The organism is Arthrobacter sp. D3-16, assembly GCF_054408515.1.
The window spans coordinates 2,991,879-3,007,003 of record NZ_CP096437.1; the positions used below are offsets into that span (position 1 = coordinate 2,991,879).

General features: G+C 66.4%; 16 protein-coding genes. 10 read left to right on the top strand and 6 right to left on the bottom strand.

Annotation, left to right across the window (positions count from 1 at the left end):
* Positions 1-98 precede the first annotated feature (98 nt).
* The 3 genes from M1D32_RS14115 to M1D32_RS14125 are packed head-to-tail and all read left to right on the top strand — an operon-like array spanning position 99 to position 2,118.
* Positions 99-542, top strand: coding sequence for a hypothetical protein (locus M1D32_RS14115; protein WP_458779269.1), 444 nt, complete (start codon positions 99-101; stop codon positions 540-542).
* Positions 539-1,291: a cyclase family protein gene (locus tag M1D32_RS14120; RefSeq protein WP_458779270.1), complete on the top strand. Its 753-nt coding sequence runs from the start codon at positions 539-541 to the stop codon at positions 1,289-1,291. Before M1D32_RS14115 ends, M1D32_RS14120 begins: the two co-directional genes overlap by 4 nt.
* Positions 1,292-1,350: 59 nt before the next feature.
* Positions 1,351-2,118 carry an IclR family transcriptional regulator gene (locus tag M1D32_RS14125; protein ID WP_458779271.1) on the top strand — a complete coding sequence of 256 codons (768 nt, stop codon included), beginning with the start codon at positions 1,351-1,353 and terminating at the stop codon, positions 2,116-2,118.
* Here the strand turns inward: M1D32_RS14125 and M1D32_RS14130 are convergent.
* From M1D32_RS14130 to M1D32_RS14145, 4 genes are all read right to left on the bottom strand, one after another.
* The gene (locus tag M1D32_RS14130) at positions 2,115-2,882 is read right to left on the bottom strand and encodes an IclR family transcriptional regulator (RefSeq protein WP_458782197.1); all 768 of its coding nucleotides are present in this window, start codon (positions 2,880-2,882) and stop codon (positions 2,115-2,117) included. The genes M1D32_RS14125 and M1D32_RS14130 overlap by 4 nt on opposite strands.
* 162 nt (positions 2,883-3,044) lie before the next feature.
* Positions 3,045-4,484, bottom strand: a complete 1,440-nt coding sequence (locus M1D32_RS14135) for an amino acid permease (protein WP_458782198.1) — start codon at positions 4,482-4,484, stop codon at positions 3,045-3,047.
* Positions 4,485-4,737: 253 nt separating this feature from the next.
* Positions 4,738-5,358: an FMN-binding negative transcriptional regulator gene (locus M1D32_RS14140; protein ID WP_458779272.1), complete on the bottom strand. Its 621-nt coding sequence runs from the start codon at positions 5,356-5,358 to the stop codon at positions 4,738-4,740.
* Between the two features lie 17 nt (positions 5,359-5,375).
* Positions 5,376-6,311, bottom strand: a complete 936-nt coding sequence (locus M1D32_RS14145) for a DMT family transporter (protein ID WP_458779273.1) — start codon at positions 6,309-6,311, stop codon at positions 5,376-5,378.
* Between M1D32_RS14145 and M1D32_RS14150 the strand changes: the two genes are divergently transcribed.
* Positions 6,310-7,725, top strand: coding sequence for an aminotransferase-like domain-containing protein (locus M1D32_RS14150; protein WP_458779274.1), 1,416 nt, complete (start codon positions 6,310-6,312; stop codon positions 7,723-7,725). The genes M1D32_RS14145 and M1D32_RS14150 overlap by 2 nt on opposite strands.
* A 430-nt stretch (positions 7,726-8,155) precedes the next feature.
* Positions 8,156-8,686, top strand: coding sequence for a hypothetical protein (locus tag M1D32_RS14155; protein WP_458779275.1), 531 nt, complete (start codon positions 8,156-8,158; stop codon positions 8,684-8,686).
* An 11-nt stretch (positions 8,687-8,697) separates the two neighbouring features.
* Here the strand turns inward: M1D32_RS14155 and M1D32_RS14160 are convergent, their stop codons facing one another.
* Complete coding sequence (locus M1D32_RS14160; protein WP_458779276.1) at positions 8,698-9,522, bottom strand: SDR family NAD(P)-dependent oxidoreductase; 825 nt, start codon at positions 9,520-9,522, stop codon at positions 8,698-8,700.
* Between the two features lie 173 nt (positions 9,523-9,695).
* Between M1D32_RS14160 and M1D32_RS14165 the strand changes: the two genes are divergently transcribed.
* The 5 genes from M1D32_RS14165 to M1D32_RS14185 all read left to right on the top strand — a co-directional run bounded on the left by M1D32_RS14165 (position 9,696) and on the right by M1D32_RS14185 (position 13,642).
* Positions 9,696-10,121: a hypothetical protein gene (locus M1D32_RS14165; RefSeq protein ID WP_458779277.1), complete on the top strand. Its 426-nt coding sequence runs from the start codon at positions 9,696-9,698 to the stop codon at positions 10,119-10,121.
* Complete coding sequence (locus M1D32_RS14170; RefSeq protein ID WP_458779278.1) at positions 10,106-10,774, top strand: permease; 669 nt, start codon at positions 10,106-10,108, stop codon at positions 10,772-10,774. Before M1D32_RS14165 ends, M1D32_RS14170 begins: the two co-directional genes overlap by 16 nt.
* Entirely contained in the window at positions 10,764-11,525 is a 762-nt protein-coding gene (locus M1D32_RS14175; RefSeq protein ID WP_458779279.1) for a TIGR03943 family putative permease subunit, read from the top strand. The genes M1D32_RS14170 and M1D32_RS14175 overlap by 11 nt, the downstream gene beginning before the upstream one ends.
* A 57-nt stretch (positions 11,526-11,582) precedes the next feature.
* Positions 11,583-11,969 carry a TfoX/Sxy family protein gene (locus M1D32_RS14180; RefSeq protein ID WP_458779280.1) on the top strand — a complete coding sequence of 129 codons (387 nt, stop codon included), beginning with the start codon at positions 11,583-11,585 and terminating at the stop codon, positions 11,967-11,969.
* An 89-nt stretch (positions 11,970-12,058) separates the two neighbouring features.
* Positions 12,059-13,642, top strand: a complete 1,584-nt coding sequence (locus M1D32_RS14185) for an alkaline phosphatase D family protein (RefSeq protein ID WP_458779281.1) — start codon at positions 12,059-12,061, stop codon at positions 13,640-13,642.
* Between the two features lie 76 nt (positions 13,643-13,718).
* On the opposite strand, the gene M1D32_RS14190 is transcribed toward M1D32_RS14185, so the two are convergent.
* Complete coding sequence (locus M1D32_RS14190; RefSeq protein WP_458779282.1) at positions 13,719-15,122, bottom strand: GntP family permease; 1,404 nt, start codon at positions 15,120-15,122, stop codon at positions 13,719-13,721.
* Positions 15,123-15,125 lie beyond the last annotated feature (3 nt).

The following is a 15,125-nucleotide window of genomic DNA, read 5'->3' on the forward strand; positions in this document are numbered from 1 at the left end:
GCCAGTCATAATACGCATTTCTTTATGCTTGTAATGATTATTTCTTTCTGTCACGATGGCAGGCAACCGTCAGCCCGGCGGGAGGAAAGAGGACAGCCTTGGACGTTCAACTGCACCCGGTACGCAAGCTGCGCGTGCACTGGCCCATCAGCGGCACCACCTTCGCGCAGCTCGCCAAAGGCAAGGCCAGTGCCTTCCGGGATGACCCGGGCATCGCCCACCTGCTCCAGGCCCTGGCGCAGTTCCGGGAGCTGGGCGACTTTGGCAACTACAAGCACGTGTTCGAATCCGGCCTGGGTTTCGAAGGGTTCACCACGGCCGAGGGCGCCAACCCCACCCTGGGACGCGTAGGCGAGCAGACCCTGTCGCCAACCTTCGTCTTCACCACCTACTTTGATGCGTCGCTGGAGGACGCCGCCGTCGAACGCTTTATGCGCCAGATCGTGGAGATCCACCCGTGGGAAGTGCCTGTCATCGAACTCACCGGACCCATCAGCGTCTCCAGCAGCGCGCTGGCGGCGCAAGGAGCTGCTGCATCATGACAGACACCGCCACCGTTTCCCTCTGGGAGAGCCTGCAGCCGCTGCTCGCGGGCAGGCAGTTCGTCGACCTGACGCACGCCTTCCACCCCGGCCAGCCGCACTTCGCCGCCTTCCCGGATGAGGAACGGGAAGCGCTCTTCGACCTCGAGAAGGGCGACGGATTCACCGCCCACCGGTACACGATCGTTGGCCAGTGGGGAACCCACGTGGACCCGCCCTCCCACTTCATCCGGGGCGGCAGGACCCTGGACCACATTCCGGTGGAGGAGATGATCCTTCCGCTGGTGGTCCTGGATATCACCGCGCGGGTGGCCGCCAACCCGGATGCCACCCCCACCCTGCAGGACCTACAGGACTGGGAAAGCCGGAACGGTACCATCCCGTCGGGCGCTTTCGTGGCCCTGCGCACCGGCTGGAGCAGCCGCTGGCCGGACCCGGACGCCATGGCCAATCGGGACAGGGACGGGCTGAGCCACACGCCGGGCTGGTCCTTCGAGGTGCTGTCCTTCCTGATCACCGAGCGGTCGGTTGCAGCCGTGGGCCACGAGCAGACAGACACGGACCCCGGCCTCGCCACCTCCCGCCAGGACTTCAGCCTGGAAACCTACGTCCTGGAGCAGGACCGCTGGCAGATTGAACTGCTGGCCAACCTTGACGGGCTTCCGGAATCCGGCGCCGCCGTCGTCGCAACCTGGGCCAAGCCGCTGGGCGGCAGTGGTTTCCCGGCGCGGGTGTTTGCCATCTGCTGAACCGGCACCGCGGGTGTGCCGTCGCAGTGGCAGGAAAGCCCTCCACTAGACTCAACTCCATGCCTAAAACCTCCAGCATGGGCCGCGGAATCATGGCCGTCCTTGCTGTTGGCGCACGCCACGCAGCGGGACACCCGGGCGGAACAGTGGCCGACGTCGCCGTGGACCTCGGCAAGGACCGCAGCCAGGTGTCGCGCAACCTGCGCAGCGGCGAGCAGGAGGGCTTCCTGAGCCGGACCAGCCAGCGCACCTACACCCTGGACTGGTCCGTGCTCACCGACGCGCAACTGCTGATGGAACGCCGCTTACAGTCCGACGGCGGCACCGCCTTGGAGACACTGGCCCACGAAACCGACGAGGCCTGCTTCCTCGGGGTCCTGCACGGCGACAGCACCGTAACCATCGGCGAAAGCGTTCCCCCCAGCAGCAACCTGGTGGGTTCCTGGCTGGGCCGGCCCTACCCCGCATACTGCAGCGACGCCGGGCAGGCAGTGCTGTGGGAGGCATCGGAGGCAGAGGTGCGTACCGTCTTCGCGGAGGTGGACTTCGTCCGTCACGGACCAAAGACGCCCACGGGCGTCGAAGACTTCCTGGCACGGCGCGAAGCCGCCCGCGCACGGGGTTACACGATCGTGGACGAGGAGGCCGAACCGGGCCTCTACTCGCTGGCCGTCCCCATAAGGGACTTCAAGGGCGACGTGGTGGCAGCGCTGCAGATCGTTGGCATCAAGGACCGGCTGGAACCGCGCCGGGAAGAATGCGCGGCCGCGCTGGTAGCCCAAGGTAAGTGGCTCGAAAGCAGGCTCGGCCACCAGCCGCAGGACTAGCTGCGCGCCTGGAAGGATCCAAGCCGTTCCGCCGCGCCGGTGAGCGCAGCGGAGGCAGCTTCGGCCTTGGACCCGAGCTCGGCCCGGCTTCCGAGCACGCTCAGCGAGGCAAGGATGGCACCGCCGGCATCCCGCACGGGCACCGCGAGTTCCACCACGTTGTGCTCAAATTCCTCCGCAGCGGCGATGTAGCCGGCGGCACGGTCACGGACCAACAGGTCCCAGACTTCGCTGGTGGAGTGGGCAGCACCCGGGCCGCCGATGCCGATGTAGTTCACATCGGACAGCAGGGATTCGACGGCGGGACGGTCGTGGTCCCACAGCAGGGCCCGGCCGGCGCCGGTGCACCAGGCCGGCGTCACCATGCCCGGCTTCACGAAGCTTCCGGGAACGGCGTCGTTGCTCGAGCTCCTGACCAGGATCACGCGATAACCGTCCCTGACCGAGAGCCGTGCGCGCAGCCCCAGTGAAGCTACCAGCGCCTCAAGTTCGGTTTTCGCTTTCCGGACCCAGCCGGTGTTCAAAGAGGCGGCGAGGCTGAAGAAGCGCCGGCCGGTCCGGAACGGGCCGCGGTCCACGCGCTCCAGCAGCCCGAGGTCGCACAGTTCCTGGGTCAGCCGGGAGACGCGGCTCTGGTCCATGTCCAGCTCGGCGGCCAGTTGCGAAACACCCAGCAGCTGACGGCCCCGTTTCTCCAGGTCGGCCACCAGCCGCACAATCCGGAGGCCCTGCGCCATTGACGACGCCTCAGCGGACGAATCCACGCTCATTGCCCCTCCCCACCGGAAACCTCGCCCTATTCTTCCACGGCACGTTCCCTTCGGAATGGCAGCAAGAGTTTCTGGAATGAACGACGGCGACCGTACGGGAAGGTGCCGGACGCACCTGACCCGCAGCCGCCGTCGTCCGCGCTACTTGGTGGGCAGCTACTTGGCAGGCAGCGCCTTGCGCCCGTGCCGGAAGTGGAACCAGGTGTAGCAGGCGGCCACAAAGGGGATCCCGAAGTAGAGCGCGGCGGCCTGTGTGGGATCGAGGGCGATGCCGATCAGGGAGACCACGCAGAGGGTGAACGCCAGGATGGGCACCAGCGGGAACAGCGGGGCTTTGTAGGCGAGGGTGGACACGTCGCCGCCGCTGCGGACGAAGGCCCGGCGGTGGAAGAAGTGCGAGGCCGTGATGGACATCCAGACGCCTACCACGGCGAAGCCCGCCACCGAGACCAGCACCAGGTAGACCGTTTCCGGGGCAACCACGCTGCTGATCAGCGACGCGACGCCGCCCACCATGCTCACCGAGAGCGCGATCAGGGGAATGCCGCGGCGGGTCAGTTTCTTGAAGGCGCGGGGTGCGTGGCCTTCATCGGCGAGTGAATAGAGCATCCGGGCGCAGGAGAAGAGGCCGCTGTTGCCGGCGGACAGGAGGGCGGTGATGATGACGAAGTTCATGATGTCGGCGGCGAACGGGAGGCCAATGGCTGAAAAGACCGTCACGAACGGGCTCTCGTCCAGGCCCACCTCGGTGTACGGGATGGTGGCGGCGATGACGGCAATAGCGCCGACGAAGAAGATGAGCAGGCGGATCACTGTGGTGCGCATGGCCTTGGGGATGCTGGTAGCGGGGTCCTTGGTTTCGCCTGCCGCCACGCCGATGAGTTCCGAGCCGGAGAAGGCGTAGAAGACGGCGAGGACGGTGACCAGGACGCCGGTGAAGCCATTGGGGAACAGGCCGGCCTCAGTGGCGAAATTCTCGAACAGGAACGGGTGCTCTCCCCCGCTGCTGAGCGGGCGGAAGCCGAACAGGGCAGCGCCGCCCAGGACGATGAGGCCGATGATCGCGGCCACCTTCACAATGGCGAACCAGAACTCGGACTCCCCGAAGAACTTGGAGGAGACGGCGTTGAAGTCGAAGAGGATAGCGGCGAATACCAGGCACCAGACCCAGACCTCAACGTCCGGGAACCAGCGCCGCATCAGCAGGCCGGAAGCGGTGAATTCGGAGCCAATGGCCACCGCCCAGCACAGCCAGTACAGCCACGCGGTGGCAAAGCCGGTGGCGGGGCCAATGGAGCGGGCAGCGTAGATGTGGAACGCGCCGGACACCGGATAGGCGATGGCAAGTTCACCCAGGCAGGCCATCACCAGGTACACCACGAACGCGCCCACCAGGTAGGCGATCACGGCGCCCAGCGGGCCGGCCTGCGAAATGGTGTAGCCGGAGCTGAGGAACAGGCCGGAACCGATGACGCCGCCCATGGCGATCATCACCAGGTGGCGCGGGCCCATCGAGCGACGGAGTCCGGACTCTGTTTGTTGCAGTGCCGTACCGGCTGGCTGCTCATCCAGCGTGAGCGGTGCTGAGGGTTCCACGGGCGTCTCCAAGGTGGGATCGAGCGGTGCGTTGAGGGCCGCACACTCATCCTGGTCCCGGTCCCGGGGAACGAAGAAGTGCACGTTGACAGTGCTGAAAGTAGCACGGGTCCCGAATTTTAGTCATCAAAGACATGAACTCATGCTTATATTGCACGCTGTTACTTCCAGTGACCAGCTTGGGGAATGCAGGACGGCGCTGCCGGCCCGCCACGGGGGGCGCGCGGGCGCCGCCGCACTTCCCTCCGGAAGGTCAGCGGCGCACGCGCTCGACGGCGGCGGCGCTGGCTTCCTGCCCGCCCGCCCGAAGTCCTTCGGCCACCCCTGCAGCGTCCGCTGCGGAGCGGTTCTGGCTGAGCTTTTCCTTGGCCTCGATGCGCGTGATCACCAGCTCGACGCCCACGATGGCGCGCAGCTGCCCGGCGATGAACCGCTCCGGGGCGTCGTCGACGGACCAGGGGTGTTCCCGGCCGTCCTCATGCAGCCCTGTCAGGCGGCGGACATGGCGGCCCAGCCAGTCGACGTCATCATGGATGATCAGTTCGCCGTAGACGTGGGCTGTGGAGTAGTTCCAGGTGGGCACCACGCGTCCGTGCTCGGCTTTGGAGGGGTACCAGGACGGCGAGATGTAGGCGTCCGGCCCCTCGATGATGGCGAGGGCTTCGCCGGTGGGCAGGGCGGAAAACTGCGGGTTGTTCCGGGCCGCATGTGCGTGCAGGGCGCCGTGCTCCCCCACGGACGGCTCGTAGACGAAGGGCAGCAGGGTGGCCAGTAGACCCTGTTCCGTCATGGTGACCAGGTTGGCCGCGGCGGGCCGGGTGAGGAGGTGCTGGACGGCGTCGGCGTCGGCTGTGAAGTGGGCGGGGATGTACATGATGTGGTCCTTTCGGGTCAGGAGATAGGGGCGGGCCGGCGGAACCGGACACGGACCGCGGCGCCGGCGCACGCGATCACGGCCAGGCCGCCGATGACGGTGGTCCAGGTCAGCGCCTCGCCCAGCAGGAGCGCGGCCCAGCACATGCTGAGGACCGGCTGGAGGAGCTGGATCTGGCTGACCTGTGCGATGGGTCCGATGGCGAGGCCGCGGTACCAGGCGAAGAAGCCGAGGAACATGCTGACCGCGGCGAGGTAGGCGAACGCGGCCCACTGGGCGGGAGTGGCCGACGGCGGCTGGTTGGCGATCGAGAGCATCGTCAGGGCGAGCATAAGCGGCGAAGCGAGGACGAGCGCCCAGCCGATGGTCTGCCACGAGCCGAGCTCCCTCGCCAGCAGGCCGCCCTCGGCGTACCCGACGGCGGCGCAGATGACCGCGCCCAGCAACAGAAGGTCGGCCCAATGCAGGTGCCCGAACCCACCGGACTGCAGGAACGCGAAGCTGATGGCGGCCAGTGAGCCGAGCACCATAACTGCCCAGAAGGCTGCGGGCGGACGCTCACGGGTGCGGAGCACGGCCGCCGTGGCCGTCGCGGCGGGCAGGAGCGCGATGACCACGGCGCCGTGCCCGGCGGGAACGGCGGTGAGGGCGTAGGAGGTGAGTAGCGGGAAGCCGACGACGACGCCCGCGGCCACCAGTGCCAGCCTCGCCCAAGTGCGTGCGGACGGGAGTCCCTGCCGGGTCAGCAGGAGGGCTGCGGCGGCGAGGGTTGCTGCGATGACGGCCCGGCCCGAGCCGATGAACAGCGGGGACAGGCCTGCTACCGCCACCCGGGTGAAGGGTACTGTGAAGGAGAAGGCCGCCACGCCCAGGAGTCCCCACCAGAGCCCGGTCGGGGTCCGGGGCAGTATCACTGGCCGTTCTGCGACAGTAGCGCTACTATCTTCTTTCATGAACAACGATAGCAGTTCCCGGATCGTTCTGGCACTGCGGCAGTGGATCTCCGCAGCTGCCCCGGGTGCCCGGCTGCCGTCCACCAGGTCACTGGTGGCGGATTACCAGGTGAGCCCCGTAACGGTGCAGAAGGCGCTGCAGGCGCTGACGGCGCAGGGGCTGATTGAGAGCCGGCCCGGCGTGGGGACATTCGTGCGGGCGGTCCGGACTGCCCGGCCGGCCGACTACGGCTGGCAGACGGCGGCGCTGGGGGCACCGCCGTCGGCCCTTCCCTCCGCTTCCGGCACCATGCGGGATGTTCCCAACAGCGTCATCCCGTTCCACTCGGGATACCCGGACCGGGAGCTGCTGCCCGAGCGCCTTGTCCGTGCGGCCCTGGCGCGCGCCGCCCGCGGTGATGCTGCCCTGTCGCGGCCGCCGGCGGCGGGCATGCCCGAGCTGCAGCAGTGGTTCGCCCAGGAGCTGGGGTCGGCCACGCCGGCCGGGGTCTCTCCCCCGACGCCGAGTGATGTGATTGTGCTGCCGGGAAGCCAGAGCGGGCTGAGCTCGATTTTCCGGGCACTGGTAGGTGCGGGCCAGCCGCTGCTGATGGAGTCCCCCACGTACTGGGGAGCCATTTTGGCGGCGGCGCAGACGGGTGTCCGGGTTGTTCCGGTGCCCAGCGGCCCCGATGGTCCTGATTCCGCGGCTCTGGCGCGCGCCTTTGAGGAGACCGGTGCCCGGGCTTTTTACGCTCAGCCCAACTATGCAAATCCCACGGGTGCGCAGTGGGCGCCGGGGCGTGGCGAGGAGGTCCTGGAGGTGGTGCGCCGGCACGGGGCGTTCCTGGTGGAGGACGACTGGGCGCATGATTTCGGGATCACATCAGATCCTGTCCCGGTGGCCACGCGGGACGACTCGGGACATGTCATCTACGTCCGGTCCCTGACCAAGAGCGTTTCCACCGCCATCCGGATCGCCGCGGTCATTGCGCGCGGTCCGGCGCGGGAACGGATCCTCGGCCAGCGGGCGGCGGAGTCGATGTATGTGAGCGGGCTGCTGCAGGCGGCAGCGCTGGATGTGGTGACCCAGCCGGGCTGGCAGTCGCACCTGCGGAGCCTGCGGCAGCAGCTGCAGTCTCGGCGGGACCTGCTGGTCACCAGCGTCCGGGAACACGTTCCGCAGGCCCACATCGAGTTGCTGCCCAAGGGCGGGCTGAACCTGTGGCTGCGGATGCCGGATGGGACGGACCTGCCGCGGCTGATGCGGGACTGTGAAGACGCAGGCGTGATGATTGCTGCCGGCACCGAGTGGTTCCCGGCCGAGCCCGCGGGCCCGTTCGTGCGGCTCAACTACTCCGGGCCAAACCCTGGAGCGTATCCGGAGGGCGCCCGGATTATCGGCGAGGCGCTGGCCAAGAACGGCGGCCGCTAGCCTCATTAGGAAGTTTGCAACGAGGGGTAGTCGTGGGCTTTGGTTCGACTCTTCCTCCACAGAAAGACCGGTGCTACGCTCGTCTTGCAAGTCGCAGCGCTGCGCAATATGTGGGGTACCAATGAGTACGAGTCACAATAAGTACCGGCAGCTCCATTCGAGCGACTCAGAATCATCACCTAAACCAATCGCCCAACGGAGATGGCCAAGAACCGCTGAGTTTGCGGCCGTGACCGCTGCGGCCGTCTTGCTGGCGTCTTGCAGTAACCCTCACAACACGAGCGGGGCGCTCCGGGAAGAAACCATTACCAACACGGCAACTGCTACGTCCACTCCCACACCTATCGCCGGAACCGCTTGCGCTTCGCCTCAGAGTCAAGAAGAGGTTGCCGGGCTTACATTTGTCTGCACAGCCGATGAGGCAGGCAAGTTGGTCTGGCTTGAAGCCTCTGAGTCAAAGCGGCTTACCGCAAAGCTTGCGGAGGTCGCTGCAGCAAAGGCAGCAGCGGAAACGGCGGTCGCCGAAAAGGCAGCAGCCGACAAAGCCGCCGAGGAGAAAGCTGCTACTGAGAAAGCAGCAGCAGATGCCGCCGCGGCTGAAGCGGCCAGGGCAGCTGAGGAGAGGGCTGCAGCAGATCAGGCGGCAGCAGAACAAGCGGCGGCTGATAAAGCAGCCACAGATGCCGCAGCCGCTGAAGCGGCCAAGGCAGCGGAGGCCAAAGCTGCACAGGAAGCCGCCGCGAAGGCAGCACCCGCACCACGATTCGTTGCCCCCGGGGCTCCACCCGCTCCTTCAGGATGCGACCCGAACTACTCAGGCTGTGTTCCCATCGCTTCAGACGTCGACTGTGCCGGGGGAAGCGGCAACGGACCCGCCTACGTGCAGGGACCCGTTCGCGTTATTGGCGTCGATATCTACGAGCTGGACGGCAAGGACAACGACGGCCTCGGCTGCGAGTGACAGCCTCCGTCTTAGGAGAAAGCCCGGACCAGCTCTTCGCTTTTTTCCCACAGCCCGCGCGCCAGTTCGGCGTCATAGGCCTGAGGGTTTGCCCTGGATATGGCGCGCTTGGCGTAGAAGGCGCCGGAGAACCAGTCCTTGCCCGGGGTGCCGTTGATGAGCCAGAGCAGGGTGTCGGCGCCCTGGTCCGGAGTAAGCATGAACCGGTTGAGCAGCGTGGTGTAGGCATGCCGGAAGGGGCTGGTGGACTCGGCCGCGAAGTTGGTGCGGACCACGCCCGGGTGGAACGCCGCCGTCGTGATGCCCTGGTTTCCGTAACGGCGGTCGAGTTCGGACGTGAACAGGATGTTGGCGAGCTTGCCGGTGCCGTAGGCACGGTTGGTGGAGTAGCTGCGCTCGGCGGTGAGGTCGGAGAGGTCCAGCCTGCCGAAGCCGTTGGCGGCGCTGGACGTGTTGATTACCTTGGCATTGCTGGCAACCAGGACATCCATCAGCAGCGTCGTGAGCAGGAACGGTGCCAAATGGTTGATCTGGAAGGTGGATTCGTTGCCGTCAACGGTGAGAGTGCGTTTGCCCATGATGCCGCCGGCGTTGTTCGCCAGGACGTCGATGCGCGGATAGTCAGACTTCAGCTGCGCGGCGAGGGTACGGACCTGCGCGAGCTCGGAGAAGTCGCTCACGAAGTAGTCGGCATTCAGCTCCTTGGCAATGGCGCGGGTCTTCTCTTCGGAACGGCCGACGACGACCACCTGCTCCCCTGCCTTCACCAGCGTCCGCGCGGCTGCTGCGCCGATGCCGTCGCTGGCGCCGGTGATCACGATGGTGCGAGGAGTCAAGGAGTGTCCTTTGGTCGGTGGAACGTCAGGCGCGACGGTGGAGCGTGCTGCCCTTGACACAACGACGCCGGCAGGCCAAGTGTTCCCCGCCCTGCCTAACGGGTGCCCGGTCACGTCCCGGACATCTGGACCAATATCTTGAAACCGGTCAGCGGGAACATTAGCCTCGCTGCATGGGCCAACCGCATCGTGGGCCGGAGAACGTGCCTGAACAGCTGGCGGACCGGGGGAAAATCCAGCCCCCGGGAGACGCGCTGCGCCAGGCGCAAACAAGAACGCGCCGCCTGAATCTGGTGTTGATGGCCATCATCCTGGTGGCCATCGCTTTTTTCTTCCGTACCCTGATGCCCTCGTCCACCACCGGGATCGAAGGCGCGGCCCGGGACTTTTTCACACTTTCGATCAGTGTGGTCATCGAATCGATGCCGTTCCTCTTCCTCGGGATCCTGGTATCGATCCTCGTGCAGGTCTGGCTGCCGGAAAACTTCCTGCTGCGCCGCCTCCCGAAGAACCCGGTTCTCGCCGCGTGTGCCTCTCGGTCCTCGGCATGCTTATGCCGGTCTGCGAGTGCGGCAACATCCCCATGGCCCGCGCCCTGATGACAAGAGGGCTGTCAGTCGGCGAATCCATGACCTTCCTTTTCGCCGCCCCCATCATCAACCCGGTCACGATCATCACCACGCACCAGGCCTTCGGCTGGGACAACAACATCCTTGTGGCCCGGATAGCAGGCGGTTTCCTCATTGCCAACCTCATCGGCTGGATCTACAGCCGGCACCGCCGGCCCCAGGAGCTGCTCACACCCCGCTTTGAGGCAATGTGTGCCACAGCTGATCATCATGAACAGGGCGGAAAGGTTGGCCGCAGCGTGGCACTGTTCGCGCGGGAGACCAACGCGATGATGCCTGCGCTCTTCATCGGCGCCGCACTGGCGGGCCTCATCCAGGTGGGCGTGCCCCGCAACCTGCTCGTGGCAGTGGGCAACGATCCCGTATGGTCCGTGCTGGCGCTGATGCTGCTGGGCTTCGTGGTGGCGGTATGTTCCACCGTTGACGCCTTCTTGGTCCTCTCGTTCGGCTCCACGTTCATGCCGGGCGCCATCGTCGCGTTCCTGGTCTTCGGCCCGATGATCGACGTCAGGATGCTGGCCTTGCTGCGCACAACGTACAAGGCCAGGACCTTGATTCAGCTGACCCTGCTGATTGCGGTGTGCTCGGCCATACTCGGGTGGGTGGTCAACCTTGCTGTTTAAGCGATTCGCCGGCGGGTCGGGCCTTTTACTGGGCCTTATCGGGATCATCTCCACGCTGGGGCTGGGGGCCACCGGAAAGTTGGAGCTTTACATCCATCCCCGCTATATCGTGTTCACCCTGGCCATGTCCCTCATTGCCGCCGCCTTGGCCGTGGCGGCTTTGGTCCTCCGGGGCGGCCATGCCCACGAGGACGACGGCGACGATCACCACGACGGCGGAGGGCACAGCCGGCTTCGGGTTGCCGGGAGCCTCCTCACCGTCACCGGCGCCGTCGTCGGACTGCTGGTCCTGCCGCCGTCGGCTTTGACGTCAGCAACGGCCGACCAGCGCGACCTCAACAGTTCGGGCACCCTCAGCCGCCACCAGACCAGCCAACTCATCAACGGCGACGGGAAGGACTTCGACGTCCGGGACTGGGCGTCCCTGCTCCGCCACGACGCCGAACTTCAATACCTCAACGGCAGGACGGCCACCATCACCGGCTTCGTCACGATGGACAAGGCCAACCCGGCAGCCGTCTTTTTCGTGACGCGGTTCGTTACCACCTGCTGCACGGTCGACGCCCAGCCGGTGGGAGTTCCGGTGCACCACCCGGGCTGGCAGAAGGACTATAAGACGGACATGTGGGTCACCGTCGCCGGGACCTTCCGCCGAAACCCGGACGCCGATGCGGCCGCAAAAACCCCCACCATTTTCGTCCCGGACACGATCACTCCCACCAGCCAGCCGGAGCGGCCCTACCTGCACTAGCCCAGCACCGCATATCCTGCACACACCAGCTCAGCACGTGCCCAGGGAGGAACCACCATGGAGATGCCAAAAGCGACGGACGGGGACAAGGAACGGTTTCGGTCCCTGGTCCCGGACCATCCGGACGTCGTGGTCAAGCCGATGTTCGGGAACCTGGGCGCATTCGTGAACGGCAACATGTTCGCCGGGCTTTTCGGGCCGACCATCGGCGTCAAACTCTCGCCCGAGGACCGGCAGGAACTCGAAAGCGCTGAACGGACGGTCCCCTTCGGTCCTTCCGAACGCCCCATGGGCGACTACACGGGGCTGCCGGACATGTGGAACGAGGAGGGCGACGGCGACGACGCCCGCGCGAAAGCCTGGATCCGCAAGGCTTTTGATTACGTGGCAGGACTACCGCCCAAGGAACCCAAGGCTCCGAAACCCCGCACCGTTAAGAAGTAGCCCAAGACAAACAACTCCTGTCACGCAGTTAACCACTCATTCATATGCTCGTCAGAACCTGTCCAACCGGCCTCCCTACGGTCGAGGTCATGGACAACATCTCACGCAGATCCCTGATTTCCGCCGGCCTCGGGGCCGGCCTTGTCGCTGCCCTCCCGGGTGCCGCCGTCGCGGTTTCGACAGCAGACGACGCCGGGCTCCGCACCGATCCTTTCCTGCTGGGCATCGCTTCCGGTGAGCCGTGGCCGGACGGCTTCGTGATCTGGACCCGCCTCGCGCTGGATCCCCTGGCCGAGGATGGCCTGGGCGGCATGCCGTCACGGCAGGTCCCCGTCGCCTGGGAAGTCGCGGAGGACCCCGGCATGCGCACCGTAGTAGCCCGCGGCGTCGAACACGCCCGAATCGAAACCGCCCACTCCGTGCACGTGGAACTGAAGGGCCTGAAGCCGGGCCGTGAATACTTCTACCGGTTCCGCAGCGGCCGCCACATCAGCCCGGTGGGCCGCACACTCACTGCGCCGGCGCCGCACGAGATGCCGGCCGCGCTGGCCATGGCGTTCGCCAGCTGCTCGCAGTACGAGCACGGCTACTTCACCGCCTACACCCGCCTGGCCGAGGACCACCCGGACCTGGTCCTGCATCTGGGCGACTACCTCTACGAATACAAGAGGGACAGCTACGCGATCGGCGGCGGCAACCCGCGGGACCACCAGGGCCCGGAGACCACCACGCTCCACGGCTACCGGCAGCGGCACGCCCAGTACAAGTCCGACGCCGACCTGCAGGCCGCACACGCAATCGCACCCTGGCTGGTGGTGTGGGATGACCACGAGGTGGACAACAACTGGGCGGACGAAATCCCGGAGAACCGGGACGCCAACCAGCTCAATGACACCACGGAACGCTTCCGCCAGCGCCGGGCGGCCGCGTTCCAGGCGTACTACGAGAACATGCCGCTGCGTGCCTCTTCTGTCCCGGCCGGTTTCGACATGAAGATCTACCGCACCATCCAGTGGGGCCAGCTGGCCAACTTCCACATGATGGACACCCGGCAGTACCGCGACGACCAGCTCGCGGGCGACGGCTGGAAGAAGAACGTGGCCGAGCGCCTCGCCGAAAACCGCACCATCACCGGCGCCGAGCAGGAGAAGTGGCTGCTGGACGGGTTCAAGAACTCCGCGCAGCGCTGGGACATCCTGGGCCAGCAGGTGTTCTTCGCTGAGCGGGACCGCGCCCAGGCCCTCGAGGTGGACGACGTCTCGATGGACGGCTGGGACGGGTACGCCGCCTCCCGCCGCCGGATCACCCAGGGCTGGCTGGACGCCAAGGTGCGCAACGCCGTCGTACTGACCGGCGACGTGCACCGCAACTGGGCGAACGACCTCAAGGTGGACTACAAGGATCCCGCCTCCCCGGTGGTCGGTTCGGAGCTGGTGTGCACTTCCATCACGTCCACCGGCAACGGCTCCGGCGCCACCACCGACCCGGTGATGGCGTGGAACCCGCACCTGAAGTTCTACAATGATTCGCGCGGGTACGTGAACACCAGGATCACCAGGGATGCGATGACGGCAGACTTCCGGGTGCTGGACTATGTCACGACGCCGGGCTCCCCGGTCAGGACCCTCGCCTCCTTCGAGATCCAGGACGGTGTGCCCGGCCTCCAGGCGTAACCGGCCTGCCTTTTAAAGCACGTAGCGCCAGGTGTCGGTTCACAACCACACCTGGCGCTACGTGCTTTGCGGAGAGCTAACCCGCCAGTCCGGCGAGCAGGAAGATCACGGCGGCAATGGCGAAGCCCATCACACCGATGAGGGTTTCCATCACGGTCCAGGTCTTCAGGGTGGTCTTGACGTCCATGCCGAAGAAGCGGCCCACCAGCCAGAAGCCGGAGTCGTTGACGTGGGAAACCACCACGGAGCCCGCGGCGACGGCGATGACCAGGGAGGCGACCTGCATGCCGTTCAGTCCCGCCAGCGCCACGGCCGGGGCGATCAGGCCCGCGGTGGTGGTGAGGGCCACGGTGGCGGAACCCTGGGCGATGCGCAGGATGGCCGAAATCAGGAAGCCGGCGAGGATGAGCGGGATGCCCAGGTCACCCAGGACGTCCGCCAGTGCACTGCCGATGCCGGAGGTGCGCAGGACCCCGCCGAACATGCCGCCGGCGCCGGTGATCAGGATGACGGAGCAGACCGGGCCCAGCGAGGATTCGAGCAGCTTCTCCAGGGCGCCTGCATCCTTGCCGCGCTTGGCGCCCAAAACGAACATGGCCACAATCACGGCGATCAGCAGCGCAACAGGTGTTTCACCGATGGTGCGCAGGACCTGGAACCACTGCTCGTCCCTGACGCCTTCGCTCAACACACCGGAGGAGGCCAGCGTGTTCAGTCCGGTATTCATGAAGATCAGGACCAGCGGCAGGAGCAACAGCCCCACAATGGTGCGGAAGCGCGGCGGGTGGCTCTCGGCTTCGGCGCTGGCGTGGCCCAGGATTTCCGGAACCGGAAGGACAAGCTTCCTGCCGGTGTAGAGGCCGAAAAGGTAGGCGGTGACGTACCAGGTGGGGATGGCGACGATGAGGCCGGCGATCGTTACCAGGCCAACGTTGGCCTCAAAAAAGGCGGACGCGGACACCGGGCCCGGGTGCGGGGGCAGGAAGATGTGCATCACGGAGAACGCGCCGGCGGCGGGCAGGCCGTAGCGGAGCACTCCCCCGCCCAGACGGTGGGCGACGGCGAAGACGACGGGCAGCATAACCACCAGGCCGGCGTCGAAGAAGATGGGGAAGCCGAAGATCAGGGAGGCCAGGCCCAGGGCGAAGGGGGCGCGCTTCTCACCGAAGATGCCGATGAGGTAGTCGGCCAGGACTTTGGCGCCGCCGCTGGTTTCGACGATGCGGCCGAGCATTGCGCCCAGGCCCACGAGGAGTGCCACGGTGCCCAGGGTTGTGCCGAAGCCGTTGATCAGTACGGGCACCACCTGGTTGGCGGGGATACCGGTGGCGAAGGCGGTGGCGAGGCTGATCACGATCAGGGCGAGCAGCGCGTGCATGCGCAGCTTGATGATCAGGAACAGCAGCGCGCCGATCGCGGCTGCGGCGATGAGCAGCAGGGGGCCCGCACCCATCGTTTGAGTCCATCCTTCGATGGTCATGGT